Origin of the sequence: Micromonospora sp. Mcm103 (assembly GCF_024519755.1) — a bacterium.
GTDB lineage: Bacteria > Actinomycetota > Actinomycetes > Mycobacteriales > Micromonosporaceae > Micromonospora > Micromonospora aurantiaca.
On sequence record NZ_JALJRJ010000009.1, the window covers coordinates 198,030 to 222,841 of the forward strand.

At 72.0% G+C, this 24,812-nt stretch carries 22 protein-coding genes; 16 read left to right on the plus strand and 6 right to left on the minus strand.

Annotation, left to right across the window (positions count from 1 at the left end):
- The 4 genes from OC439_RS14125 to OC439_RS14140 form a co-directional block, all read right to left on the minus strand.
- A partial coding sequence (locus tag OC439_RS14125) for a TIGR03619 family F420-dependent LLM class oxidoreductase (RefSeq protein WP_262013801.1) occupies positions 1 to 579 on the minus strand: 579 nt, incomplete at its 3' end.
- Entirely contained in the window at positions 576 to 1,712 is a 1,137-nt protein-coding gene (locus OC439_RS14130; protein ID WP_262013802.1) for a TIGR03617 family F420-dependent LLM class oxidoreductase, read from the minus strand. The genes OC439_RS14130 and OC439_RS14125, both read right to left, overlap by 4 nt.
- A complete protein-coding gene (locus tag OC439_RS14135; protein ID WP_262013803.1) occupies positions 1,709 to 2,584 on the minus strand; it encodes an SDR family NAD(P)-dependent oxidoreductase in 876 nt (291 codons plus the stop codon). Before OC439_RS14135 ends, OC439_RS14130 begins: the two co-directional genes overlap by 4 nt.
- Complete coding sequence (locus OC439_RS14140; RefSeq protein ID WP_262013804.1) at positions 2,581 to 3,228, minus strand: PaaI family thioesterase; 648 nt, start codon at positions 3,226 to 3,228, stop codon at positions 2,581 to 2,583. The genes OC439_RS14135 and OC439_RS14140 overlap by 4 nt, the downstream gene beginning before the upstream one ends.
- Positions 3,229 to 3,622: 394 nt before the next feature.
- Between OC439_RS14140 and OC439_RS14145 the strand changes: the two genes are divergently transcribed.
- The 16 genes from OC439_RS14145 (at position 3,623) to OC439_RS14220 (ending at position 22,483) form a co-directional block, all read left to right on the plus strand.
- Positions 3,623 to 5,194 (plus strand): ABC transporter substrate-binding protein, encoded by a 1,572-nt coding sequence (locus OC439_RS14145; protein WP_262013805.1) that lies wholly within the window; start codon positions 3,623 to 3,625, stop codon positions 5,192 to 5,194.
- A 62-nt stretch (positions 5,195 to 5,256) separates the two neighbouring features.
- Positions 5,257 to 6,897 (plus strand): AMP-binding protein, encoded by a 1,641-nt coding sequence (locus OC439_RS14150; protein ID WP_262013806.1) that lies wholly within the window; start codon positions 5,257 to 5,259, stop codon positions 6,895 to 6,897.
- Positions 6,894 to 8,042: a CaiB/BaiF CoA transferase family protein gene (locus OC439_RS14155; protein WP_262013807.1), complete on the plus strand. Its 1,149-nt coding sequence runs from the start codon at positions 6,894 to 6,896 to the stop codon at positions 8,040 to 8,042. Before OC439_RS14150 ends, OC439_RS14155 begins: the two co-directional genes overlap by 4 nt.
- Positions 8,043 to 8,131: 89 nt before the next feature.
- A complete protein-coding gene (locus OC439_RS14160; RefSeq protein WP_262013808.1) occupies positions 8,132 to 9,829 on the plus strand; it encodes an AMP-binding protein in 1,698 nt (565 codons plus the stop codon).
- 58 nt (positions 9,830 to 9,887) lie between these two features.
- Positions 9,888 to 11,072, plus strand: a complete 1,185-nt coding sequence (locus OC439_RS14165) for an acyl-CoA dehydrogenase family protein (protein WP_262013809.1) — start codon at positions 9,888 to 9,890, stop codon at positions 11,070 to 11,072.
- Positions 11,069 to 12,094: a bifunctional MaoC family dehydratase N-terminal/OB-fold nucleic acid binding domain-containing protein gene (locus OC439_RS14170; RefSeq protein WP_262013810.1), complete on the plus strand. Its 1,026-nt coding sequence runs from the start codon at positions 11,069 to 11,071 to the stop codon at positions 12,092 to 12,094. Before OC439_RS14165 ends, OC439_RS14170 begins: the two co-directional genes overlap by 4 nt.
- Positions 12,094 to 13,221: an acyl-CoA dehydrogenase family protein gene (locus OC439_RS14175; RefSeq protein WP_262013811.1), complete on the plus strand. Its 1,128-nt coding sequence runs from the start codon at positions 12,094 to 12,096 to the stop codon at positions 13,219 to 13,221. The genes OC439_RS14170 and OC439_RS14175 overlap by 1 nt, the downstream gene beginning before the upstream one ends.
- Positions 13,218 to 13,643: a MaoC/PaaZ C-terminal domain-containing protein gene (locus tag OC439_RS14180; protein WP_262013812.1), complete on the plus strand. Its 426-nt coding sequence runs from the start codon at positions 13,218 to 13,220 to the stop codon at positions 13,641 to 13,643. The genes OC439_RS14175 and OC439_RS14180 overlap by 4 nt, the downstream gene beginning before the upstream one ends.
- A gap of 1 nt (position 13,644) precedes the next feature.
- Positions 13,645 to 14,826, plus strand: coding sequence for a lipid-transfer protein (locus tag OC439_RS14185; protein ID WP_262013813.1), 1,182 nt, complete (start codon positions 13,645 to 13,647; stop codon positions 14,824 to 14,826).
- 128 nt (positions 14,827 to 14,954) lie between these two features.
- The gene (locus tag OC439_RS14190) at positions 14,955 to 16,529 is read left to right on the plus strand and encodes an ABC transporter substrate-binding protein (RefSeq protein ID WP_262013814.1); all 1,575 of its coding nucleotides are present in this window, start codon (positions 14,955 to 14,957) and stop codon (positions 16,527 to 16,529) included.
- Between the two features lie 138 nt (positions 16,530 to 16,667).
- Positions 16,668 to 17,609 carry an ABC transporter permease gene (locus OC439_RS14195; RefSeq protein WP_043324835.1) on the plus strand — a complete coding sequence of 314 codons (942 nt, stop codon included), beginning with the start codon at positions 16,668 to 16,670 and terminating at the stop codon, positions 17,607 to 17,609.
- The gene (locus tag OC439_RS14200; RefSeq protein ID WP_262013815.1) at positions 17,606 to 18,571 is read left to right on the plus strand and encodes an ABC transporter permease; all 966 of its coding nucleotides are present in this window, start codon (positions 17,606 to 17,608) and stop codon (positions 18,569 to 18,571) included. The genes OC439_RS14195 and OC439_RS14200 overlap by 4 nt, the downstream gene beginning before the upstream one ends.
- A gap of 26 nt (positions 18,572 to 18,597) precedes the next feature.
- Positions 18,598 to 19,656 carry an ABC transporter ATP-binding protein gene (locus OC439_RS14205; protein WP_262013816.1) on the plus strand — a complete coding sequence of 353 codons (1,059 nt, stop codon included), beginning with the start codon at positions 18,598 to 18,600 and terminating at the stop codon, positions 19,654 to 19,656.
- Entirely contained in the window at positions 19,656 to 20,489 is an 834-nt protein-coding gene (locus OC439_RS14210) for an ATP-binding cassette domain-containing protein (protein WP_262013817.1), read from the plus strand. Before OC439_RS14205 ends, OC439_RS14210 begins: the two co-directional genes overlap by 1 nt.
- Positions 20,490 to 20,492: 3 nt before the next feature.
- Positions 20,493 to 21,962 carry an MmgE/PrpD family protein gene (locus OC439_RS14215; RefSeq protein ID WP_262013818.1) on the plus strand — a complete coding sequence of 490 codons (1,470 nt, stop codon included), beginning with the start codon at positions 20,493 to 20,495 and terminating at the stop codon, positions 21,960 to 21,962.
- Positions 21,959 to 22,483, plus strand: a complete 525-nt coding sequence (locus OC439_RS14220; protein ID WP_262013819.1) for a nitroreductase/quinone reductase family protein — start codon at positions 21,959 to 21,961, stop codon at positions 22,481 to 22,483. Before OC439_RS14215 ends, OC439_RS14220 begins: the two co-directional genes overlap by 4 nt.
- 5 nt (positions 22,484 to 22,488) lie before the next feature.
- On the opposite strand, the gene OC439_RS14225 is transcribed toward OC439_RS14220, so the two are convergent.
- Positions 22,489 to 23,442 (minus strand): zinc-binding alcohol dehydrogenase family protein, encoded by a 954-nt coding sequence (locus tag OC439_RS14225; RefSeq protein WP_262013820.1) that lies wholly within the window; start codon positions 23,440 to 23,442, stop codon positions 22,489 to 22,491.
- Positions 23,443 to 23,452: 10 nt separating this feature from the next.
- Positions 23,453 to 24,709, minus strand: coding sequence for a MaoC family dehydratase N-terminal domain-containing protein (locus OC439_RS14230; protein ID WP_262013821.1), 1,257 nt, complete (start codon positions 24,707 to 24,709; stop codon positions 23,453 to 23,455).
- Between the last annotated feature and the right edge of the window lie 103 nt (positions 24,710 to 24,812).

Here is a 24,812-nt window from a genome sequence, read left to right on the forward strand (position 1 = left end):
GCGCCCGCCGATCCACATCGGCACCGTGGTGCGCGGCGCGTGCGGTTCGACGACGAAATCGGTGAACGTGAAGTGGGGCCCCTCGTGGTGCGGCACGGCCCTGCCCCACGCCGCGCGCAGGGCGGTGATCGCCTCGTCCGCGATCGCGCCGCGCCCGGCGAACTCGGCGCCGAGCAGGTCGAACTCCTCTTCGAGGCTGCCGACCCCGATCCCGAGGACGACGCGCCCGCCGCTGAGCAGGTCGAGGGTGCCGTAGGTCTTGGCGAGGGCGAGCGGATGGTGGTAGCCGATGACGACGACGTTCGTCGCGAGCCGGACGCGGCGCGTCGCCGAGGCGAGGAACGACAGCGTGGCCACCGGGTCGAAGTACGTCGCGCCCCGCTCGACGGCGATCGGGGCGGGCACGGCGACGTGCTCGCTGCAGGTCAGGTGGTGGTAGCCCAGGTCGTCGGCGGCGCGGGCGACGGCCAGCAGCGCGCCGCCGACGTCGGGGCCGGACAGGACGTCCCGTTCCCAGGCGGCCGCGGTGCGCGGATGCTGGACGACGACCGGGGTGAGCAGCCCGATGCGTGCGGTCATGACAGGGTCTCCGATCCGGCGACGCCGTGCGTCGCGCTGGTGGGGCCGGCGGTCGCGGGCGGGGCGCCGGCCGCGGCACTGGTCGGGATGAGCCGGAGGCGTTCGAGCAACGCGCCGAAGTCCTCGTCGTCGGCCGGGTCGAGCGGCAGCCCGAGCCCGAGCCCGTCGGCGATCCCGCCGTAGGCCTGCCCGAGCACGTCCGGCAGCTCGGCGTAGGTGCCGTGCGGGATGAGCGTGGCCAGGGTCTCGTCGTCGAGGGTGCCGGCGAGTCCCGTCCAGCGCCCGGAGGCGGCCATCGCGGCGAGCCGTTCGCCGACCCGGCCCAGGCCGAGCCGGTCCAGGGTCGTGCGGTAGGCGGGAGTGGAGAAGAGGAACGCCAGCTCCTGGCGGGCGGAGTCGCGGCTCGCGGCGAGCGCGGCCGGCGTCGGACCGGTGATCGACTTGGACACGACGACGACCCGCGGGATCCCGGCGCGTCCGGCCCGCTCGGCCCCGGCGCGCAGCGCGGGGAGCACGACCGTGCGCAGGTGACTCGGGTGCGAGTTCGTCGCGTGGGTGACGAAGCCGTCGGCCAGTTCGCCGGCCACCTCGCAGACACGCCGGTTGACCCCGCCGGTGTAGAGCGCCGGGGCCGCGGTCGGCAGCGGGCCGGGATTGAAGTACGGCTGGAGCCGAGTGAAGCGGTAGTGGCTGCCCTCGTGCTCCAGGGGGCCGCCGGTGCTGAACGCGGCGAAGATCGCCCGGATCGAGGCGAGGTAGTCGCGCAGGTTCTCGACCGGCCGCTCCCACGGCACCGAGAAGCGGCCGACGATGTTGCCGCGAACCTGGGTGGCCAGGCCGAGCTGAAAGCGGCCCTCGGAGAACCGCGCGAGGTCCCACGCGGCGTACGCGGTCACCATCGGACTGCGGGGGAAGGCCAGCGTCATGCTGGTGCGTACGGTGATCCGGCTGGTGTGCTCGGCCGCGAGCAGCGCGACCGCCAGGGAGTCGTGCGTCGTCTCGGGGATGTGCACGGTGTCGAAGCCGAGCCGTTCGATGCGCGCCACGACCGCGGGCACCTCGCGCAGCGCCGTCGTCGGCGGCAGCGTCGTGGTCAGCTCCATCCGGGTGGCGGCTACCTGTGGTGCCGTCACGGGATGCGGCCCGCCAGGGTGGCGTCGACGACCTCGTCGCCGTTGACGATCCGGGCGAGCTTCTCCAGCCGGGGCGCGCGCCGCAGGTGGGCCCCGCCCTCGACGGGCAGGCAGGCGCCGGTGATCCAGGAGGAGCCGGGACCGCACAGGAAGCGGACCGCGGCGGCGACGTCCTCGGCGCGCCCGATCCGCGACAGGGGCTTCTCGGCGACCGTCGCGGCGGCCAGTTCGGGGTCGGCCAGCAGCAGGCCCGGGTTCTCGCCGTCGGTGGCGACGATGCCGGGGCGTACCACGTTGACCCGTACCGCGAGGTGGCCGAGCTCGTCGGCGGCGACCCGGACGAGCGCCTCGAGCGCGGCCTTGCTCACCGAGTACGACGGCATGAACGGAAAGGAGTGCCCGCCCGCGCTCGACGAGGTGCACACGATCGCGCCCCCGCCGCGGGCGGCCAGGGCCTGTCCGCCGTGCCGGATGGCGTGCAGCGCCGTGGTGACGTTGCGCCGGAAGTCGTGTTCGAGGGTCTCGGCGTCGAGAGCGAGCAGGGGCCGGAAGGTGCCGCCGCCGACCGTGGTGACGACTGCGGCCAGCGGGGTCTCGTCGGCGACGCGTACCGCTACTGCCACGTCCTGCTCGTGGGTGGAGTCGCCGGCGCTGATCCGTACCGGTGGTGCTCCGGGGGCGGCTGCGGCGATCGTCCCGGCCGCCGCCCGCAGCGTCGCCTCGGTCCGTCCCATGATCGTCACGGCGGCGCCGTCGGCGGCCAGCGCGGCGGCGATGGCGCGGCCGAAGCCGCCGCCCCCGCCGATGACGAGCGCGCCGCGGCCGGCGAGCGGGCCGGGTGCGGCGCTGGTCGGGTGGGGATCGGTGCTCATGGCTGCTCCCTCGACGCTCGGCGGAACTTCTCCCGCGTGGACGGGTCGTCCATGAGGACGAAGGTGCCGGTGGCCGTGACGCACGTCAGGTTCCCGACGCGCAGTTCGCCGGAGCTGCGCACCTTGCGTCCGTCGCGTCCGTCGTGCCGGGCCAGGATCGTGATCGTCGAGCCGATCGGGATGGCCGCGCGGAACGAGATGTCGAGCCCGACGGTCACCGCGGCGTATCCGGCGCGGGCGTTGGCGATGCCGAGGGCGTGGTCCATCAGCATGGCCGAGGTGCCGCCGTGCACATGCCCGGGTGGCCCTTGGAAGGCAAGCCTCAGGGTGACCTCCCCGCGTAAGGAACCGTCCGGCTCGACCCAGAGGGACACCGGCGGCGACAGCGGGTTCTCGGTGCCGCCGGCGGGATCGAAGCGGCCCGGGCCGGGCTGGCGCCACATCGTCGCGATCCGCTCGGGGAGGTCCGGGGCGTGGGCGTCGATCCGGGCGGTGAGCGCGTCGAGGTCGGCCACGATCGCGTCGGCATCGGCGTCGACGGCGCCGCCCGCGCGGGTGATCGCGTCGATGAGCCGGCGGGTGGCCGAGGCGACCGCGTCGATGCCGGTGTCGCGGGGCTGTGCCGTGGCGAGGGGGGCTTCCACCGTGCGGACTCCTTCGGCCGACTCCAAGCAACCAAGCGCTTGCTTGATGCGCACCTTAGCGACCTGATCGCGCGCTGGCAACGGCCGCCCGCCGTGCGCCACTCCTTGTCGATCATGCTGCCGTTCGCCCTATTGACGCGCCCGCAGGCTGCCCCTACGGTTCCCAATCGAGCGCTTGTTTGGATCGCGAACGGCCGCAACACCGCCAGCCTCGGGCGCGGATGCCGATCAGTTCCGGACAGGGGCTCCACACCAGCGCCGCCATCCATCACCTCCATGACCATCGCGCCCGCACGGCCGCCGCCGAACGGCCCGGCCGCCGCCCCCCGGGAACCCGCCGGGTGACCCGCGGAGCCGCTCCCGCTCTCGGGCCGAAGGTCAGGAAAGGATCATTGTGTCTCGCCTCCCGCGCCGCCGACGCTTCGCCGTCGCCGCGAGCCTGCTCGCCGCCACCCTCGTCGTCGGAGCCTGCTCCGCCACCGGAACCAGCGACCCCGGTGCCACCACGGGTGAGATCGACCCCAACGCCGTCCTGCGGGTGACAGCCTCGTCGCCGTTCCAGAACCTCGACCCGGCGCAGCCGGCCCCCGGCGGCTACCCCTACCTCACGCTGATCTACGACCGGCTCACCATGGTCGACTCCACCGACCAGGTCGTCCCCGGCCTGGCCAAGAAGTGGACCTACGCCCAGGACGGCTCCCACCTCGAACTCGCCCTGCGCGACGACGTCAAGTTCCACGACGGGACGCCGTTCGACGCCAACGCCGTCAAGGTCAACATCGAGCGCGGCCAGACGCTGCCCACGAGCACCATCAAGCAGGACCTCGCCAGCATCACCGGCGTCACCGTCGTCGACGCGCACACCGTGCGCCTCAACCTCAAGCCGGGCACCGGCGCCGTGCTCCCCTCGGCCCTGGCCACCGCCGCCGGGATGATGGTCTCGCCCAAGGCGATCGCCGACGGCGTCGACCTCAAGCGCGCCCCTGGCAAGGCCGGCTCGGGCCCGTACGTCGTCACCGAGTTCATCCCGAACGAGAAGTACGTCCTCAAGCGCGCCGAGGGCACCTACTGGGACCCCAACGCCGGGCGCCTCGCCGGTATGGAGATCACCCGGGTCCCCGAGGGCGCCACCCGGCTCAACGGCGTCATCAGCGGTCAGACCGACCTCAGCTTCGTCTCCTCGGCCAACGAGATCACCCAGGCCCGCCAGCTCGGCGAGGACGGCCAGCTCAAGGTGACCACCCGCCCGTTCCGCAACGTCCTCGGCATCCTGCTGCGCGCCAACATGGGCGACCTCAAGGACAAGCGGGTCCGTGAGGCCATCGCGCGCTCGATCGACCCGGCCGCCATCCAAGCGCTCTTCGCCGACACCTGCACGCCCACCCGCAGCATCTACCCGAACAGCCCGTGGGAGGACCCGGCGGCGACGTACCCGTACGAGTTCGACCTGGCCAAGGCCAAGGCGCTGATCTCCGAGGTCGGCCGGGCCAAGGTGTCGATCAGCTTCTCCGCCGGCACCAACACCGAGCAGCCCGCCACCGCCATCCAGGCCGCCATGTCCCAGGCCGGCATCGACGCGAAGCTCAACCCGACGCCGAACTCCGAGACCGAGGCCCGCTTCATCGCCGGCGACTTCGAGCTGGAGGTCTCCAACACCTTCAACCCGCGTCTCGACCCGGCGGGCACTGTGGACAACTACCTCCTCGGCAACTACAAGCTCGCCACCGACCCGGAGGTCATCGGCCCGATCGCGGCCAAGGCCGCCGACCCCCGCTCCAGCGTCGAGGAGCGTGCCAAGCAGTACCACCAGCTGTGGGAGCGGCTGTTCAGCGAGGCGTGGTTCATCCCGATCTGCAACCTCACCAGCGCCACCATCGCCTCCCCGAAGGTCGTCGGGGCCGAGCAGCTGCCGTGGACCAACCTCGGCCTGTTCGACCTGCGGACCGTCGCGATGACGAAGGGCTGAGCGTCAGGTCCCCGCCGTCCGCCACCGCGAGCGGCCGACCCGAAGAAAGGTAGCCAGAGCCAGTGAACCGTCCCACCGCAGCCCCTCCGCTGCTGCCCGCCCTGTCCCGCCTGCTCGACGAGCAGCCGGACCTCACCCTCACCCTCGCCGGCGCCCCGTTCACAGTGGCCGAGCTCGACGCCGCGTCGCGTCGCCTCGCCGGGTTCCTCGCCGACCGCGTCGCTCCCGGCGACCGGGTCGTCGTCCTCGCCCGCAACGGCCGCCTGGCCCTGCTCTCCTGGTGGGCGATGACGCTGCGCGGCGGTTTCGTCGTGCCGCTCAACACGAGCAACCGCGGCCCCGTACTGGCCCACCAGGTGCTCGACGCCGACCCGGTCATGATGATCGTCGAGGATGAGTTCGCGTCCGTCCTGGACGACGCGCTCGCCGGCACGGGGCTGCGGGTGCCGGTCCTCGTCGGCGCCCCCAGGGACAGCCGGCCCGCCTCGGGCCCGGCGCCCGCCTGGGCCACCGAGGTCGTCGACTTCGACGCCGCCGTGGCGGAGGGCTCGGCGGTGACGACCACCCCGGACCTCGACGCGTACGCCACCAGCCACCTCATCTACACGGCCGGCACGACCGGGCCGTCCAAGGCGTGCATGGTCAGCCACGGCTACGTGGCGAACATGGCCCGCCAGATGCACGAGAACCTCGAACGCCGCTCCGACGACGTCCTGTGGACGGCGATGCCGCTGTTCCACATGGCCGCCGTCGGGCACGTCATGGGTTCGCTCCAGCTCGGCTCGGCCATCGACCTCGCGTCGCGCTTCACGGTCCGGGGCTTCTGGGACGAGATCCTGCGCAGCCGCGCGACGATGGCCGCGCTCATGGGCTCGATGCTGCCGATGATCGCCGGCGCCCCCGACTCCGAGGCCACCCGCGAGGCTTTCGGCAGGCTGCGCGTCGTGTCCGGCTCGCCGGTCACCCCCGAGCTCGCCGCCCGCTGGAGGGAGCGCTTCGGCGTCGAACGGGTCGGCTCGGGCGCCTACGGCCAGACCGAGGCCTGCCTGATCACCCTCACCCCACCCGGGGGTTACCGCGCCGGGAGCGCGGGCAAGATCAACGACTCCTTCGAGGTACGCATCGTCGACGAGTACGACAACCCGCTGCCCGTCGGCGAGGTCGGCGAGATCGTGGCCCGTCCCAACCGTCCGGCGATCATGTTCAACGGCTACTGGCGTCAGCCGGAGAAGACGCTGGAGGCCTTCCGGGGCCTGTGGTTCCACTGCGGTGACTACGGCCGCCTCGACGAGGACGGCTACCTCTACTTCGTCGACCGGGGCAAGGACTACCTGCGCCGCGGCGGCGAGAACATCTCCAGCTTCGAGATCGAGGGCGTCGTCGCGACCCACCCGGCCGTCGGCGAGGTCGCCGTCCACGCCGTCCCCTCCCCGCTGGCCGAGGACGACCTCAAGGTGACCGTCGTGCCCGCGCCCGGTGCGGAGATCGACCCCGCGGAGCTCTTCGAGTGGCTGCACCCGCGAATCCCGCGGTACGCCGTCCCCTCCCACATCGAGGTCCGCGCCGAACTGCCCAAGAACGCCGTCGGGCGGGTCCTCAAGCGGGTCCTGCGCGAGGAGGGCGTGACGGCGCAGACGTGGAGCACGGACCCCCGTGCCGTGACCGGCCGACCCGTCCCCGCCGGCACCCGGGAGCAGGCATGAACAGCGTCCCCGGCCAGCGGTTCGAAGGGCCGCTGGCCGGCCTGCGCCTCCTCGAACTCGGTGGGCAGGGGCCGGTGCCGTTCGCGACGATGATGCTCGCCGACATGGGCGCCCAGGTGGTACGGGTCGACCCGCCCGGCGAGCCCGACCGGCGGGAGCGCGCGCAGGTCAACGCGATCGACCGGGGCCGTACGACGGTCACGCTCGACCTGAAGTCCGAGGCCGACCGGGCGCTCGTGCACCGGCTGCTCGCCGACGCGGACGTGCTGCTCGACCCGTTCCGGCCCGGGGTGCTCGAACGTCTGGGCCTGGCCCCGGCCGAACTCACCGAGCGGTACCCGCGTCTCATCGTCGCGCGGATGACCGGCTGGGGCCAGGACGGCCCCCTCGCCGCGGCCGCCGGGCACGACCTCAACTACATCGCCGTCTCCGGGGTGCTCGACACGATCGGCCTGCCCGACACCGGCCCCGTCGTGCCGCCGATGTATCTGGCCGACTTCGCCGGCGGCGGCATGGTGCTGGCGTTCGGCGTGCTGGCCGCCCTGCAGGAGCGTGTCTCCTCCGGGCGTGGGCAGGTCGTGGACGCCTCGATGCTCGAGGGCAGCGCGCTGCTCACCGTCGTCATCCACTCGATGCTCGCGCGGGGCGCCTGGAACCTCACCCGTGGCACGAACTACCTCGACGGCGGGGCGCACTTCTACCGGGTGTACCGCACCGCCGACGACAAGTTCATGTCCGTGGCGGCCATCGAGGCGAAGTTCTACCGCACGTTCCTGCGAACGCTCGGCCTCGATCCGGAGGACGGGCCGGGGCAGTTCGACGAGTCGGGGTGGGCCGGCTGGGCCGAGCGGATCGCGTCGGTCTTCGCCGGACGCACCCGGCAGGAGTGGACCGGCGTCTTCGAGAGCGTCGACGCGTGCGTGCACCCGGTGCTGGACATCGCCGAGTCGGCCGAGCATCCGCAGATGCGTGCCCGAGGCGCCGTGGTCGAGGTCGAGGGGGTCGCTCAGCCGGCCCCGACGCCGCGCTTCTCGCGTACGCCCGCGGGGGTCCCACGGGCCCCGCGTCGGCGTGGTGAGGACACCGACCGGGTGCGCTCGGCGCTCGCCGCGAGTAGCCCATGGGAAGCGTTGTCAAGGCCTTGACCTGCGGCAAGCCTCACTCTACGCTTCGACCAAGCGCTTGCTTGTTTGGTGATTCGCATTCGACGACGGACGAGACGGAGCGAACGTCAATGACGACTCAGGCCCCGGTGGCCCGGAACTCGGGACCCGCCGTCTTCGCCGACATCGTGCGGGCACGCACGGGCGACGACCACCCCGGCCTGCTCTTCGAAGGCCGCACCATCACCTGGGGCCGGATCGTGCAGGAAGCCGCCGACCGGGCCGCCGCACTGGACGATGTGCCCCGGCCCGACGGCAGACCACTGCACATCGGGCTGCTCATGGAGAACACCCCCGACTACGTGTACTGGATCTGTGCGGCCGCGCTGGCCGGCGCCACAGTGGTCGGGATCAACCCGACCCGGCGTGGCGCCGAGCTGGCCCACGACGTGCGGCACACCGACACCGACCTGCTCCTCACCGAGGACCGCCTCGCCGGCCTCGTCGACGGGCTCGACCTGGGCATCCCCGCCGGGCAGATGCGCAACATCGACTCCCCGGAGTACGCCGCCTGGCTGGGCCGGCACGCCGGCGCGCCGGTACCCACCGACGAGGTCGACCCGCGCGCCAACCTGCTGCTCATGTTCTCCTCGGGCTCGACCGGGGCGCCCAAGGCGGTCATCTGCTCCCACGGGCGCCTCGCCGCGGTCTCCGAGGCGCTGCTGACCCGCACCGAGCTGACCCGCGACTCGGTCAGCTACATGTCGATGCCGCTGTTCCACGGCAACGCCGTCATGCTCAACCTCGGCCCCGCCATGGTCTGCGGCGCGACCATCTGCATGGTCCGCAGGTTCTCCGCGTCCGGCTTCGTACGCGACGTGCACGAGTACGGCGTCACCTACTTCAACTACGTCGGCCGGGCACTCGCCTACATCCTGGCCCAGCCGGTCGACCCCCGCGACGCGACGAGCACGCTGCGGCGCGCCGTCGGCACCGAGGCCTCGGCCGCCGACATCGCCCGCTTCGCCGAGCGTTTCGGCGTCGTCATCTCCGAGGGCTACGGCTCCAGCGAGGGCGTCATGCGGATCAACCGCACCCCCGAGACGCCCGCCGAGGCGCTCGGTGTGGCCGTCGCCGGCGCCGAGATCAAGGTCATGAACGAGGAGACCAGGCTGGAGTGCCCGCCGGCCAGGCTCGACGGGACCGGGCGGCTCCTCAACGCCGACGAGGCCATCGGCCAGCTCGTCGGCGTCGGCATGGCGGCGAAGTTCGAGGGTTACTACAAGAACCCCGAGGCCGCCGCCGAGCGGGTCCGCGGCGAGGACTTCTGGTCCGGGGACCTGGCCTACCGCGACGCCGACGGCTACTTCTACTTCGCCGGCCGCTCCTCGGACTGGATCCGCGTCGACAGCGAGAACTTCGCGGCCGGGCCCGCCGAGCGGATCATCGAGCGCTGGGACCGGGTGGCGGTCGCCCCCGTCTTCGCCGTGCCCGACCCGCGTACGGGCGACCAGGTCATGTGCGTGATCCAGCTGCGCAGCGGCGCCACCTTCGACCCGGAGGCGTTCACCGCCTTCCTCGACGAGCAGGCCGACCTCGGCACCAAGTGGCGGCCCCGCTTCGTGCGGATCGTCGACCAGATCCCCAGCACGGGCAACGGCAAGGTCGCCAAGCAGATCCTGCGCCGTACCGCCTGGGTCACGACCGACCCGGTCTACGTCCGCGACGGCGCGTCCGCAGCGTACCGCCCGCTGACCGAGGCGGACATCCGGGACCTCGAGAAGCAGTTCGCCGACAACGGACGTGCCGCGCTCCTGCCGGCCCCCTGACCTGCCGGCCCGCCCGGCACACCGACTGGCGCCCACGCCCCGAGAATGAGGAACATCCATGTACCTGGAGTACACCCCCGAGCAGCGAGAGCTGAGCAGGGAGCTGCGAGCCTACTTCGCGCGACTGCTCACGCCCGAGGTCCGCGAGGCGCTCGGCGGCACCAACGAGGACCGCCCGGCCTACCGCGAGATCATCCGCCAGATCGGCAAGGACGGCCTGCTCGGACTCGGCTGGCCCACGGAGTACGGCGGCCAGGGCCGCCCGGCGATCGACCAGTACATCCTCTTCGACGAGATCAACCGCGCCCAGGCGCCGTTCCCCTTCGTCACCATCAACAACATCGGCCCGATGCTGATGCGCTACGGCACCGATGAGCAGAAGCGCACCTACCTGCCGGGCATGCTGACCGGCGACGTCATCTTCGCCATCGGCTACAGCGAGCCGGGCTCCGGCACCGACCTCGCCTCGCTGAGCGCCAGGGCCGAAGCGACGCCCGACGGTGGCTGGGTGATCAACGGTCAGAAGGTGTTCACCAGCGGCGCCAGCCAGGCCGACTTCGTCTGGATGGCCGTGCGCACCGACCCGGCCGCCCCGAAGCACAAGGGCATCACCATCCTCATCGTGCCGACGTCGGACCCGGGCTTCAGCTGCACGCCGATCGCCACCAGCGGCATCACCCACACCAACGCCTCCTACTACGAGGACGTACGCGTCGGCCCCGAGGCCCTCGTCGGCGAGGTCAACGGCGGCTGGCGCCTCATCACCGGCCAGCTCGGTCACGAGCGGGTGGGCCTGGCCGCGATGGGCGGGCGCACCGAGCAGCTGTGGACCGACGTCGCCGCGTGGGCCGCCCAGCCCGACGCCGACGGCAACCGCGTCCTGGACAAGCCGTGGGTGCGCACGGAGCTGGCCCGCGACTACGCCGAGCTGACCGCGATGCGCCTGCTCAACTGGAAGATCGCCGTCGTGGGGGAGGGGCAGAACCCGGCACCCGCCGCCGCGTCCGTCGCCAAGGTCTACGGCACGGAGACCCACGACCGGGTCTGCCGCAACCTCGTCTCCGTCGTCGGGCCCCGCGCGACCCGGCGCGCCGGCGCGCCGGACGCCGTCCTCGGCGGGCAACTGGAGGCGTACACCCGCGGCTCGTACATCAACACCTTCGGCGGCGGCACCAACGAGGTGCTGCGCGACATGATCGCGGTCGCCGGTCTCGGCATGCCGAGGAAGGGACGTTCGGCATGAGCACCACGACGCAGGCCCCCGCCCCCGAAGCCACCGACCAGGACGCCTTCCTCGCCCGCCTGCGCGAGTTCGTCGGCCTCGAGGCCACGCCCACCCGCTACGCCCAGGACGCCGTCAACCAGGCGATGATCCGTCACTTCGTCGAGGCGATGGGCGACGAGAACCCCGTCTACGTCGACGACCAGGCCGCCCGGGACACCGGCCGCGAGGGCGTCGTGGCCCCGCCGCCGATGCTGTCCACCTGGCTCATGGTCGGCTACAAGGCCCACACGGCCGCCGCCGCGGGCGCCGCGCCGGACACCCCGATGGCCCGGCTGCTCGCGCTGCTGGCCGACGCCGGCTTCGTCGGGGTCGTCGCGACGAACGACGAGCACGAGTACGTGCGCGAGCTGCGCCTGGGCGACGAGATCAAGATGACCACTGTCATCGAGGACATCTCCCCGCGCAAGACCACCGGGCTGGGCACCGGCCACTTCATCACGACGCTGCGCACCTACACCGACCAGAACGACGAGGTCGTGGCCCGCCAGCGCTTCCGCATCCTGCGCTTCGACCCGGCCGGCGCCAAGCCCGCGGCGCCGGCCGCCGCCGACCCGGCGCTGCGGCACAAGCCGTTCATCCTGCGCGACAACGCGTTCTGGTTCGCCGCCGCCGCACAGCGTCGCCTCGTCATCCAGGCCTGCACCGACTGCGGCACGCTGCGCCACCCGCCCGGCCCGATCTGCCCCTCGTGCCACTCGTACGCGTGGCACGAGGTCGAGGCGAGCGGCCGGGGCACTGTGCACAGCTACGTCGTCAGCCACCACCCGAAGGCCCCCGGGTACGACTACCCGCTCACCGTCGTGCTCGTCGACCTCGAGGAGGGCACCCGTCTGGTCGCCGACTTCGCCGGGGACGCCGACGAGGTCGAGATCGGCATGCCCGTGCAGGTCGACTGGCTCGACTACGACGAGAACCTCACGCTGCCGCGTTTCCGGGCCGCGACCTCCGCATCGGAGCCCACAGAAGAGGAAGGGAACTGATGGACTTCCAGCTCGCCGAGGAACAGGTCACGGTCAACGACCTGGCGCGCGACGTGTTCTCGCGCAACGGCGACCCGCAGCGGCTCTTCGACATCGAGGCCGGGCCGGACCGCTTCGACCGCGTCCTGTACCGCGACCTGGCCGAGTCCGGCATCCTCGGGCTGCCCGTGCCCGAGGAGCACGGCGGCGCTGGGCTGGGCCTGTGGGAGGTCGCCGGGGTCTTCGTCGAACAGGGCCGCACGCTGGGCACCGTCCCGCTGTGGGAGACCCTCGTCGGCGGCGTCCTGCCGCTGCTGCGCTACGGCAACGCCAAGCAGCAGGCCGAGTGGCTGCCCCGCGTGGCCGCCGGTGACGCGGTCCTCACCGTGGCCGTCGACGACCTGACCGACGCCCGGCCGTACGGCGCCCGCGTCCGTGCGCGGTCCGGCGCCGAGCCCGGCGGTGACGGGATCACCCTGAGCGGCACCGCGGTCGGCGTCCGTTCGGCGCACCTCGCCGACGCGATCGTCGTCCCGGCCACCGACGAGGCGGGCGCGGTCGGGCTGTACCTCGTGCCGACCGCCGGGCCCGGGGTACGCCGGGACACCTTCGAGCGCACCGACCGCGGACTCGCCTCCGACGTGCACTTCGACGGCGCCGTCGCTGGGCCGCTCGCCGAGGGCCCCGAGGAGGACCGGCTCGACTGGCTGCTGCGCCAGGTCTGGACCGCCGTGGCGGCTCTGCAGAGCGGCATCAGCCAGGCCGCCGTACGCCAGGCCGCCGACTACACCTCGGGCCGTGAGCAGTTCGGTGTGCCGATCGCGACCTTCCAGGCCGTCGCCCACCAGCTCGCCGACTGCCACATCGACACCGAGGCGATGGAGGTCACCTACCTCGACGCGCTGTGGCGCGAGACGACCGGGCGGCCGTCCCGGGCGGCGGTGCACGTCGCGAAGTACTGGGCCGCCGAGGCGGGCGACCGCGTCGCGCGCACCGTGCAGCACGTGCACGGCGGCATGGGCGCCGACGTCACCTATCCGATCCACCGCTACATGCTCTGGACCACGCAGCTGGCCAACACCGCCGGCTCGGGAGCCTGGCACCTGCAGCAGCTCGCGGACCTCGTGGGCGAGGGGGAGCAGCTGTGAGCGGCACGCAGATCACCATCGAGCAGGTGAGCCCCGGCGACACGCTGCCGGCGCTGGAGATCCCGCTGACCCGGACCGTCATCGTCGCCGGCGCGCTCGCGACCCGCGACTACGAGGACGTGCACCACGACCCGGCCCAGGCCCAGCGTCGCGGCACCCCCGACACGTACATGAGCATCAACCACACCAATGGCCTCGTCGGCCGCTACGTCACCGACTGGGCCGGCCCTGCTGCGCGCATGGTGCGCCTGAGCACCCGCCTCGGGGTGCCGAACTTCCCGGGTGACGTGATGCGGCTGACCGGTGAGGTCGTCGGCGTCGAGGAGGACACCGTGCGCGTCGCGGTGCGTGGCATGAACAGCAAGGGTGGGCACGTCGTCTCCGAGGTGACAGTGCGCCTGCCCCGCGGATCGGAGCAGTGACGTGACGTCCACCTTCCTGTCGGGTCGCACCGCTGTCGTCGGCATCGGCGCGACGGAGTTCTCGAAGAACTCCGGTCGCAGCGAGCTGCAGCTGGCCGTCGAGGCCGTCTCGGCCGCCCTGGCCGACGCGGGCCTGAGCCCCGCCGATGTCGACGGCATGACGACCTTCACCATGGAGACCAACCCGGAGAACATGGTCGCCCGCAGCCTGGGCATCCCCGAGCTGAAGTTCTTCTCCCGGATCCCCTACGGCGGCGGCGGCGCCTGCGCACCCATTCAGCAGGCCGCCATGGCCGTCGCGAGCGGGATCGCCGACGTCGTCGTGGCGTACCGCGCCTTCAACGAGCGCTCCGGCGTCCGCTTCGGGCAGGGACCTCCGCCGGCGAAGACCCAGGCCACCTCGGACAACGAGTACCGCTCCTGGGTCAACCCGTACGGCCTGCTCACCCCGGCCCAGCACACCGCGATGTTCGCCCGTCGCTACATGCACACCTACGGCGCGACCAGCGAGGACTACGGCCGGGTGGCGGTGCTCGCCCGCAAGCACGCCGCGAACAACCCCAGGGCGTGGTTCTACGGCAAGCCGCTCACGCTCGAGGAGCACCAGGCCTCGCGCTGGATCGCCGAGCCGCTGCACCTGTTCGACTGCTGCCAGGAGACCGACGGCGGCCAGGCGATGGTCGTCGTCAGCGCCGAACGCGCCAAGGACCTGCCCGTCACCCCGGTCTACATCCGGGGGGCGGCCCAGGGCCTGGGACCGGACCAGTACCAGATGGTCAGCTACTACCGCGAGGACCTGACCCGGATCCCCGAGGTCGAACTCTGCGCCCGGCAGTTGTGGGCCCAGTCGGGGCTCGGCCCCGCCGACATGGACGCGGCGATCCTCTACGACCACTTCACGCCGTACGTGCTCAACCAGCTCGAGGAGTACGGCTTCTGCGGTCGCGGTGAGGCCAAGGACTTCATCGCCGACGGCAACCTGGAGGTCACCGGCTCGCTGCCGACGAACACCCACGGCGGCCAGATCGGCGAGGCCTACCTGCACGGCACGAACGGTGTCGCGGAGGGCGTCCGCCTCGTCCGGGGCACCTCGACCAACCAGCCCGACGGCGTCCGCAACGTCCTGGTGACGGCGGGCGTCGGCGTTCCCACCAGTGCACTGATCCTCTCCGCGGAGGGCTGAGACGCCGGCCACCACCACAGCTCCGAAGGCCGTCAGCGACCCACGGATCCCGCCCGGCAGCCGCCGGAAGGGACAACACCACCTCTGATCAGCCGGAACGACTCGGCTCGTGTTTAGGAAGGATGAGAATGGGCGTCACCATAACGGCCCGCAGACGTGTGGTCGCGTTGATCAGCATCGGGGCGCTCGCCCTGGCCGGCTGCAGCTCGCCGGACAACTCCGGCAGCGGCAGCGCCGCGCAGGGCGAGATCGACACGTCGGCAGTGCTCAAGTTCGCGTCGGCGGGTCCGTTGCGCGACCTCGACCCGGCCCTGCAGACGAGCTACGGCGCTTGGGGCTACCTGTTCCTCGTCTGGGACCGGCTGACCATGCTGGACAAGGACGACAAGATCGTCCCGGGCCTGGCCAAGGAGTGGAACTTCGTCGAGGACGGCAGCATCCTCGAACTCAAGCTCCGGGACGACGTGAAGTTCCACGACGGCACGCCGTTCGACGCCGAGGCCGTCAAGGTCAACATCGAGCGCGGCAAGACGCTCGAGGGCTCGACCCTCAAGAGCGACCTCGCCGACATCGAGTCGGTCGAGGTCGTCGACGCGACGACCGCGCGCCTCAAGCTGGTCAAGGGCAAGGGCGTCCAGCTGCCCGCGTCCTTCACCGGCACGGCCGGCATGATGGTCAGCCCGAAGGCGATCAAGGACGGCGCCGACATCAAGAACAATCCCGGCACCGCCGGGTCCGGCCCGTACATCGCCACCCAGCTCGTCCCCCAGGAGAAGCTCGTCCTCAAGCGAGCCGACAACTACTGGGACCCGAACGTCGGCCGTCTCGGCGGCATCGAGCTGCAGCGCGTGCCCGACGCCGCCGCCCGCCTCAACGGCCTGCAGAGCGGCCAGGTCGACCTGGCCCCGCTCAGCTCGGCCGGTGAGATCGCCACGGTGGAGAAGATCGTCACCCCGGGCAGCGGTCTCCAGCAGCACCAGGTGAAGTTCAAGAACGTCGTCGGCATCTACCTGCGCGCCAACAAGGGCGACCTCGTCAAGCCGGAGGTCCGCCAGGCGATCGCCCACGCGGTCGACCCGGAGGCGATCAGCGCGCTCTTCAGCGGCTACTGCACGCCGACCCGCCAGGTCGTGCCGGAGACGGACCCGAGCCGCATCCCGAGCTACACCTACCCGTACGAGTTCAGCGTGGACAAGGCCAAGGCCCTCGTGCAGCAGGCCGGCGGCGCCAAGGTGTCAGTCACCTTCGCCGCGGGCACGAACGCCGAGCAGCCGGCCAACGTCGTACAGGCGTCCCTGCGGGCCGTCGGCGTCGACGCGACGCTCAACCCCGTGCCCAACACCGAGAACGAGCCGCGCTTCATCGCCGGTGACTTCGAGCTGATGGTCGGCACGTCGTGGAGCCCGAAGGCCGACCCGGCGGCGACGGTGAACACCTACATGCTGAACACGTACAAGCTCGCCGCGGACCCCTCGCTCATCGCGGACAAGGCGGCCGAGGCCGCCAACCCCACGCTGCCGATGGACAAGCGGGCCCCGCTGTACCAGGACATCTGGAAGACGACGCTCGAGCAGGCCTGGTTCGTGCCGCTGTGCAACCAGACCAACGCGAGCGTCTCGAAGGCGAACATCGTCGGCACCGACAACATCCCGATGTCGAACATCGGCATCTGGGACCTGCGCCACATCGCCGTCAAGAAGTAACCGGTCGCTCCTGACCCCCGGTGGCGTCGCCGCCGGACCCACCCGCTGCGGCGGGGGCGGCGGCGACACCACCGGCCTTGCCGGCACCAGGCCGTGCGAGGCGCAGTCCCAGGCACACGCTCAGAGTCGAGGTAGGACATGATCCGCTACGCCAGCAGGCGCTTGCTCGCGGCAATACCCCTGCTGTTCGTCGTCCCGCTGCTCGTCTTCGCCCTGATCGAACTCGCCCCGGGCGACCCGGCCGTCGTCCTGGCCGGCGACGAGCCGACCCCGGAACGTGTCGAGGCGATCCGCGAGGAACTCAACCTCAACGCTCCGGTCCTGGTGCGCTACGCCATGTGGGTCGGCGACGTCCTGCGCGGCGACCTCGGCACGTCCTTCCTGTCCGATCAGACAGTCATCGAGCTGCTGACGCGGCGAATGGCCACGACGATGTCGCTGGTGCTCGTCGCGATGATCTTCGCCGTCGTGCTCGGGGCCACCCTCGCCCTCGTGGCCACGCTGCGCTCCGGCGGCATCGTCGACCGGTTCGTCAACGGGCTCGCCTCGATCGCGATCGCCATCCCGGGCTTCTGGTTCGGCCTCGTGCTCGCCTCGGTCTTCGCGGTGGGCCTGCAGATGTTTCCGGCGTTCGGCTACCAGCCGCTGGCCGACGGCTTCTGGCCGTGGCTGTCGCACCTCGTCCTACCGGGCATCGCCCTCGGCCTGCTACCCGCGGCCGAGGTGACCCTGCAACTCCGCTCGGCGCTCGGGCAGGTCATGAAGTCCGACTACGTCCTCAACGCCGAGGCCAAGGGACTGTCGCGATCCAGCGTGGTGTTCAAGCACTCGCTGAAGAACGCGTGCATCCCCGTCGTCACCGTCCTCGGCTTCCGCGTCGCGGAGGTCCTCGCCGGATCGGTGACCATCGAGATGATCTACAACATGCCGGGCCTCGGTCGTACCGCCATCGAGGCGGTGCAGGGCCGTGACATCCCGGTGCTGCTCGGCTTCGTTCTGTTCAGCACGACTGTCGTCGTGCTCGTCAACCTCATCGTCGACATCTCCTACGGCTACTTCAACCCGAAGGTGCGGTCATGAGCGCCAACCAGACCCCCTCGGCTCCGGCGCCGGGGAACGACTCGCACGACTCCGGCGGCCTCGCCGACACCGTCCGCGCCGAGGTGCCGGCGGCAGCCATCGGCACGGGCGACCCGGAGCCGGTCGCCGCTCCCGGCATCCTCAAGAGCATCGTGCGCCGCCCCGCGACGATCGCGGCCGGCGTCTTCCTGTTCGTGCTGACCTTCATCGCGATCTTCGCCCCGGTTCTGGCACCGTACGACCCCGACGTGCAGAACCTGCTGCTGCGGCTGCGGCCACCGAGCGCCGAGCACTGGCTGGGGACCGACGACTACGGCCGGGACGTGCTGAGCCGGCTCATCTTCGGCGCGCGGGTCTCGCTGTGGGCGGCGCTGCAGGCCGCGGCCGTCGCGCTCGTGCTCGGTCTGCCGCTCGGCATGATCGCGGGCTACCGCGGCGGCTGGGTCGACGCGATCCTGACCCGGATCATGGACGCGCTGATGAGCGCCCCGTCGCTCGTGCTGGCCATCACCATCGTCGCGGTCCTCGGCGCCGGCATCACCAACGCGATGCTCGCCATCGGCCTGGTCATGGCCCCGCGCTTCTTCCGGGTGGCCCGCGCCGGCACGATGGACGTGCGGCACGAGACCTACATCGAGGCCTCGATCGCCCTGGGCTGCAGCACCCTGCGTATCGCGGTGCGGCACGTGCTGCCCAACGTGCTGCCGCCGATCATCCTCGTCATCTCGGTGTCGCTGGGCACCGCCGTCGCGGCCGAGGCGAGCCTGAGCTTCCTCGGGCTGGGCGTCCAGGCCCCCGCGGCCAGCTGGGGCTCGATGCTCTCGACGGCCTCGTCGAACATGCGCCTCGCGCCGTACCTCGTGTGGCCGCCCGGCGTGATGATCTTCCTCGCCGTCCTCGCCTTCACCTACGTCGGTGACGGCGTCCGTCGCGCCCTCGTGCGCACCCGCTCGGGCAACTGACCGCCCGGCAACCACCAGGAGCTGACATGGCACGTGAAACGGCGCCCGCCGGCACCAGGACCGACGCCACCGGCGGGGCGGCGGACCTGCTGCGCGTGGAGAACCTGAACGTCGAGTTCCCCTCGCCCTCGGGCGGGTGGCAGACGACCGTCCAGGACGTCTCGTTCTCGCTCAAGCCGGGCGGGTCGATGGCTCTGGTCGGCGAGTCCGGGTCGGGCAAGACGGTGACCTCCATCGCGGTCATGGGCCTGACCGGGGCGACCGGAGGGCGGATCGCCTCTGGCCGGATCGTCTTCGACGGCGTGGATCTCACCGCGGGCACCCAGAAGCAGTGGCGGGACCTGCGCGGCCCGGGCATGGGCATGATCTTCCAACAGCCGATCCGCAGCCTCAACCCGGCGTACACCGTCGGGGACCAGATCGCGGAGTCGGTGCGCAAGCACCTGGGCATGAGCCGCAAGCAGGCCCGGGCCCGCGCCGTCGAGATGCTCGACATGGTGCAGATCCCGCGGGCGGCGCAGCGGATCGAGGACTACCCGCACGCGTTCTCCGGCGGGATGTGCCAGCGCGTCATGATCGCGATGGTCATGGCGTGCAACCCGCGCCTGCTCATCGCCGACGAGCCGACGACGGCGCTCGACGTGACGGTGCAGGAAAGGATCCTCGAACTGCTGCGCGACCTGCAGGAGCAGACCGGGGTGGCGCTCCTGTTCGTCAGCCACGACCTCGCGGTGGTGGCCGAGCTGTGCCGGGACGTCGTGGTCATGTACGCCGGCGAGGTGGCCGAGAACGCGCCCTCGGAGCAGCTGTTCTTCCACCCGCGGCACCCCTACACGTCCGGCCTGATCGGCTCGATCCCGAAGCCGGGCCTGAGCACCGACCGGCGGCTGCGCGCGATCCCCGGTGGCATCCCGGCCCCGGGCGCCTGGCCGCACGGGTGCCGGTTCAGCAGCCGGTGCGAGTTCGCCGTGCCGGGACGGTGCGACGTGGCCCACCCCGGCCTGGTCCGTCTCGACGGCGCCGCCGAGCACCATGCCCGGTGCGTGCGGGCCGCGGAGCTCTCTCTGGATGGAGTGACGGTCTGATGAGCCTGCTCGAAGTCGAGAACCTCACGAAGTCGTTCAGTGCCGGCCGGGACTGGCTCGGCCGGCGTACGAAATGGTTGGACGCGGTCAAGGGGGTGAGCTTCACCCTGGAGCGCGGCGAGTGCCTCGCCGTCGTGGGCGAGTCCGGCGCGGGCAAGTCGACGGTCGGGCGCATGGTGCTGCGCCTCATCGAGCCGGACTCCGGCTCGGTGACCTTCGACGGGATCGACGTGCTGGCCACGAAGCCGAAGCAACTGCGCGCCCTGCGCCAGCGGATGCAGATGATCTTCCAGGATCCGTACAGCTCGCTCGACCCGCGAATGACGATCAGGGACGCGGTCGCCGAGCCTCTCCTCGTGCACACCGACAAGGACCGGGCCACCCGCGAGAAGGAGGCCGTCGAGCTGCTGGACAAGGTCGGCATCGGCTCGCGTTACCTGGAGCGCTACCCGGCCGAGCTGTCCGGCGGGCAGTTGCAGCGGGTCGCGATCGCCCGGGCGCTGACGATGAAGCCGAGCCTCATCGTGTGCGACGAGCCGGTCGCGGCGCTTGACGTGTCGGTGCGGGCGCAGGTGCTCAACCTGCTCCGGGACCTGCAGGAGGAGTTGGGCCTGGCGTACCTGTTCGTCTGTCACGACCTGGCCCTCGTCGAGGTCATCGCCGACCGGGTCATGGTGATGGCCGCAGGTGAGGTCGTGGAGACGGACACCACGGACCAGATCTTCGCCAACCCGCGGCAGGAGTACACGAAGAAGCTGCTCGCGGCGATCCCCGTGCCGCTGCCGCGCGACGCGCAGGGCAACCGGCTCGTCGCGCCGGGAAAGGTGGGCTGAACGGTGACCGGCACGGCGGAACCGACCCGGACGCAGCTGCTGGCGCGGTTCGCGACGACGCGCGACGAGGAGATCCCCGAGTCGGTACGCGACTACGGCCGGCTCGTCCTGCTCGACTCGCTCGTCTGCGGGCTGGCGGCGGTGCGGCTGCGGCGCAGCCGCATGGTCCAGCAGGTCGCCGCCCGGTTCGGCGGCCCGGCCGAGGCGACGGTGTTCGGGCTGGAGCAGCGGGTCGCGGCGATCAACGCCGCGCACGCCAACGCGGACATGATGAACGCGCTGGACGCCGACGACACGTTCTTCAACTCGGCGCACTTCGCGGTGTTCGGCGTCGCGGCCGGTCTGGCGGAGGCCGAGCGGCGGCACGCCGACGGGGCGAGCCTGCTGCGCGCGAGCATCATCGCCTTCGAGATCAACGCGCGGCTGAACCTGTCGACCTCGCTCATGGCCTTCGAGGACGGCCAGTTCCGCTGGTCGCCGCTGTCGTCGCACGGGTACGCCTCGATGGGCGCGGCCGCGGCCTGCGCTGTCGTCGGCGGCTGGGAGCCGGAGCGGCTGGCCCACGCGCTCGGCCTGGTCGCCTGGCTGGCCCCGCCGGCGAAGAACTCCTACATGGCCGAGCGGCGCTCGTTCAACGCGTTCAAGTACGGCCCGTACGGCGCGATCGCGCACGCCGGGATGCTCGGCGCGGCGCTGGCCGAGGAGGGCTACACCGGCGACCTGGACGTGCTGGACCGCACCCCGGGCTTCATCGAGGCGATGGGCTTCCTCGGCGGTGAGCGGCACGAGATGGTCGCCGGCCTGGGGTCGAAGTGGTGGATCAGCGAGACGTCGCTCAAGCCGTACCCGACGTGCCGTTTCACCCACGCGGCGCTCGACGCGATCCGCGCGTTCCCGGGCACCCACGGGGTGCCGGTGTCGCAGATCGAGTCCATGGAGATCCGGCTGAGCCCGGCGGCCTACCGGACGTTGCAGTTCCGGGAGCCGGCCCCGCAGATCCCGGACACCGTCGTCGCGCCGCTGGACGGCGCCTTCAACATGCCGTACGCCGCGGCGCTGGCGCTGCTCGGGCACGCACCGGGACCACAGTGGTACGACCCCGAGCGGCTGGCCGACCCGGCGGTGTGGGACCTGGCGCGCCGGATCACGACGGCGCCCGACCCGGTGCTGGACGCGGAGTGGGAGGCCGACCTCAGGGAACACCCGGGCGGCCAGATCCGCCGGACCCGGGGCGCGCTGACGATCCGGGCCGGCGGCCGGGAGTACGTGGTCGAGTCGGATTACGCCCAGGGCGACCCGTGGGACGACACGACGCGGGCGGACTGGGACTTCGTGACCGGCAAGCTGGCCTCGTTCTGCGACGGGATCCTCGACGCGGACACGCAGGAGCGGCTCGTCGAGGTGGTCCGGGGCATCGACGACGTCGCCGACGTCACCGAGACGCTGTCACCGCTGCTGGCGCGTGCGCGGTGAGCCGACGGATCGGCGCGGAGACGAGGTCGTTCGCCTCGTACGGCCGGTCGTGGCTGATCGTCATCCGCGGGCCGCGCGGGATGGCGTTCGACCGGTTCCTCGTGCGACGGACCGGGTTCTCGCTCGTGTCGTTGCAGTACGCGCTGGCGGGCAGGTTTCCGTACCATCCCACGCTGCTGCTGACGACTGTGGGCCGGCGGTCCGGGGAACTGCGCGACGCGGCGCTGCCCTACGTGCCGTACGGGAAGGATCTGGTCGTCGTCGGCTCCAAGGGCGGCGGCCCCAAGGACCCCGCCTGGGTGGTCAACGCGCGTCACCACGAACTGTGCTGGATCGTCCTGCGGCGCAGGACGGTCCCGGTGCGGGCGCGGGTGACCGACGGCGAGCGCGACCCGGAACTGTTCGCGCACGTCCTGGCGCGCAAGCCGAACGTGGGCCGCTACGCCGAACGGGCGGCGGGCTTCGGGCGGCAGATCCCGCTCGTCGTCCTGACCGCCGTCTCGGGGGAGTCGCTCACCTGAGCGGCTCAGCCGGTGGTGAGGACGATCCGACCGACGAACTCGGACGCCTCCAGCCGGTCGTGCGCGGCCGCGGCCTGCTCGAGCGGGTACGTCGCGGCGATCGCGGGGGCGGCGGTCACGGCCGAGAGGGTGAGGGCCTCGCGTAGCTGGCAGGCCACCGCCTCGGGCCCGGGCCGGCCGATGCCGCGCAGCGTCCAGCCCTTGACCATGAGGCGACCAAGGTGCAGGTGGGCGTGGCTGTCCGCGGTGACGCCGCAGGTGACCAGCCGGCCGCCGGGGGCGAGGACCTTGAGCACGTCGGACCAGAGGGTGCCGCCGACCGACTCGACGATGACGTCGACCTCGCCGCCGGGCAGCGCGGCACGCAGGGACTCGACGACGTCGGGGCGGTAGTGGTCCACGACGCCGAGCGCGCCGAGGGCGCGTACCGCGTCGGCCTTCGCCGGGGCGCTGGTGCCGAAGACGCGCGCGCCCAGGTGGTGGGCGTACTGGACGGCGAAGGTGCCGACGGCGCCCGCGGCGGCGACGACGAGGACCCGGTCGCCGGGGCGTACGCCGGCGAGGTTGACGACCGCGTCGTAGGCGGTGCGTCCGGCGGTGGGCACCGCCGCGGCGTGGACGGCGTCGAGCGCGGCCGGTCGCGGGAAGCAGTGCGTGGCCGGGACGACGGCGTACTCGGCGTGGGCGCCGGTGGTCAGCCCGACGACCGCGTCGCCGAGAGTGAAGCCGGTGACGCCCGGACCGGTGCCGACCACGGTGCCGGCGACGTCCCGGCCGAGGATCGTCGGGCCGGCGACGGCCATCCCGTGGGTGCCGCGACGGATGTAGGTGTCGACCCGGTCCAGGCTGGACGCCTGGACCCGCACGAGCACGTGACCGGGGCCGGGCGCCGGGGCCTCTAGTTGGCCGAGACGCAGGCTGTCGGGGGATCCGGAGTCGACGACGTAGCTGGCGAGCACGCGATTCCTCTCAGGGCAGGGCGATGGTGGCGGAGGCGATGACGTGGTCGCCGAGGCTGTTGGTGCCGCGGATGTCGACGGTGACCTGCGTTCCCCCGTCCGCCTGCTTCAGGCCGGTGACGACACCGTCGAGCGTGCAGGTGTCGCCGGGGTGGTTCTGCGCGGCGAGGCGGGTGCGGAAGTCGACGACGCGAGCCTCCGGTCCGGCCCAGTCGGTGAGGTAGCAGTTGACCAGCGCGCTCGAGCCGAGGATGTTCATGTAGACGTCGCGGGCGCCTCGTTCGAGGGCGGCGTCGCGGTCGAGGTGCACGTCGTTGAAGTCGAAGGTCGCGGTCGCCAGTGCCGCGATGGACAGCTGGGTGACGGGGATCGGCCAGGGGGCGAGGCGTTGCCCGATGCTCACCTCGGCCCCGGTACGGGTGCTCGTGCGGCGTTCGGGCCGGGGGGCGGTGAGCACCGGCAGGATCTGGCCGTCGCGGGTGCGTCGGTGCGCCACGACGACCGGCATGCCGTCGTGCACGAGGTCGGGGCGCAGGTACGCGACGTCTCCGGTGAAGCGGGTCCCGTCGGCGAGGTCGGCGCTGCCGACGAGGTAGGGGCGCTCGTCGAGCGGGGCGGCGGCGTAGCCGGGTTGCAGGTGCGCGGTCAGGGTGCCGGTGGTGCCGGCCGGCGGCAGGTCGACCGGGGCGGCGGCGGCCGGGCGTACGGGGCGGGCGAGGCGGTCCCCGGGCGTCGCCGGGACCTCGGTCCGGGTCGCCGGGTTCCAGCGGAGCATCCGCAGGACGACGCGCCCGACCGGCTCGCCCTCGACGGTGCGGTAGTCGCTGACGAGGTCGACGAAGTGGCCCCGGCCGAGCCGGGTGGACTTCTCGGGAGAAACCGCGCCGATGGAGGGGAACTGCTCCAGGTGGTCGCCGGGGCGCAGCGGGCGTACGTAGGTGTGCTCCGTCTGCACTGCGGCCACCGAGGTGAACCCGCGCGTGGCGAGGACCTCGTTGACCCGGTCGAGGCTCTCGGCGTGGCGGTGAGCGCGCCTGTTGCCCGGCAGGGTCCACATGTTCAGCGAGGTCGCCGGGGCCACGATGCCGCCCCAGGCGGAGCGGGCGGCCCACCGGGGGTCCTGGTACGCGGGGTTCTCGTCGCCGACGGCCTCGCACCAGATGCGGATGGCTGCTTCGGTGATCGCGTCCTTGGCCCGGCGCGGCGGGTCGGTGAGGCCGATCAGAGCGTCGAGTCGGGCGCGGAAATCCGCGTCACTGCCGGTCATGGTGCTCCTCTTGCGGACATCGGTGTCAACCAAGCGCTTGCTTGACTCTATGGCCGACGCTGCCCTAGGGTCAAGGCTCGCAACGCCGGCCGCGCCCGGCGGC

Coding starts and splice junctions, on each gene's coding strand:
- OC439_RS14160 (WP_262013808.1), top strand. CDS start 8,132: ATGACGACTCAGGCCCCGGTGGCCCGGAACTCGGGACCCGCCGTCTTC.
- OC439_RS14135 (WP_262013803.1), bottom strand. CDS start 2,584: ATGAGCACCGATCCCCACCCGACCAGCGCCGCACCCGGCCCGCTCGCC.
- OC439_RS14205 (WP_262013816.1), top strand. CDS start 18,598: ATGGCACGTGAAACGGCGCCCGCCGGCACCAGGACCGACGCCACCGGC.
- OC439_RS14195 (WP_043324835.1), top strand. CDS start 16,668: ATGATCCGCTACGCCAGCAGGCGCTTGCTCGCGGCAATACCCCTGCTG.
- OC439_RS14200 (WP_262013815.1), top strand. CDS start 17,606: ATGAGCGCCAACCAGACCCCCTCGGCTCCGGCGCCGGGGAACGACTCG.
- OC439_RS14190 (WP_262013814.1), top strand. CDS start 14,955: ATGGGCGTCACCATAACGGCCCGCAGACGTGTGGTCGCGTTGATCAGC.
- OC439_RS14210 (WP_262013817.1), top strand. CDS start 19,656: ATGAGCCTGCTCGAAGTCGAGAACCTCACGAAGTCGTTCAGTGCCGGC.
- OC439_RS14165 (WP_262013809.1), top strand. CDS start 9,888: ATGTACCTGGAGTACACCCCCGAGCAGCGAGAGCTGAGCAGGGAGCTG.
- OC439_RS14155 (WP_262013807.1), top strand. CDS start 6,894: ATGAACAGCGTCCCCGGCCAGCGGTTCGAAGGGCCGCTGGCCGGCCTG.
- OC439_RS14170 (WP_262013810.1), top strand. CDS start 11,069: ATGAGCACCACGACGCAGGCCCCCGCCCCCGAAGCCACCGACCAGGAC.
- OC439_RS14175 (WP_262013811.1), top strand. CDS start 12,094: ATGGACTTCCAGCTCGCCGAGGAACAGGTCACGGTCAACGACCTGGCG.
- OC439_RS14230 (WP_262013821.1), bottom strand. CDS start 24,709: ATGACCGGCAGTGACGCGGATTTCCGCGCCCGACTCGACGCTCTGATC.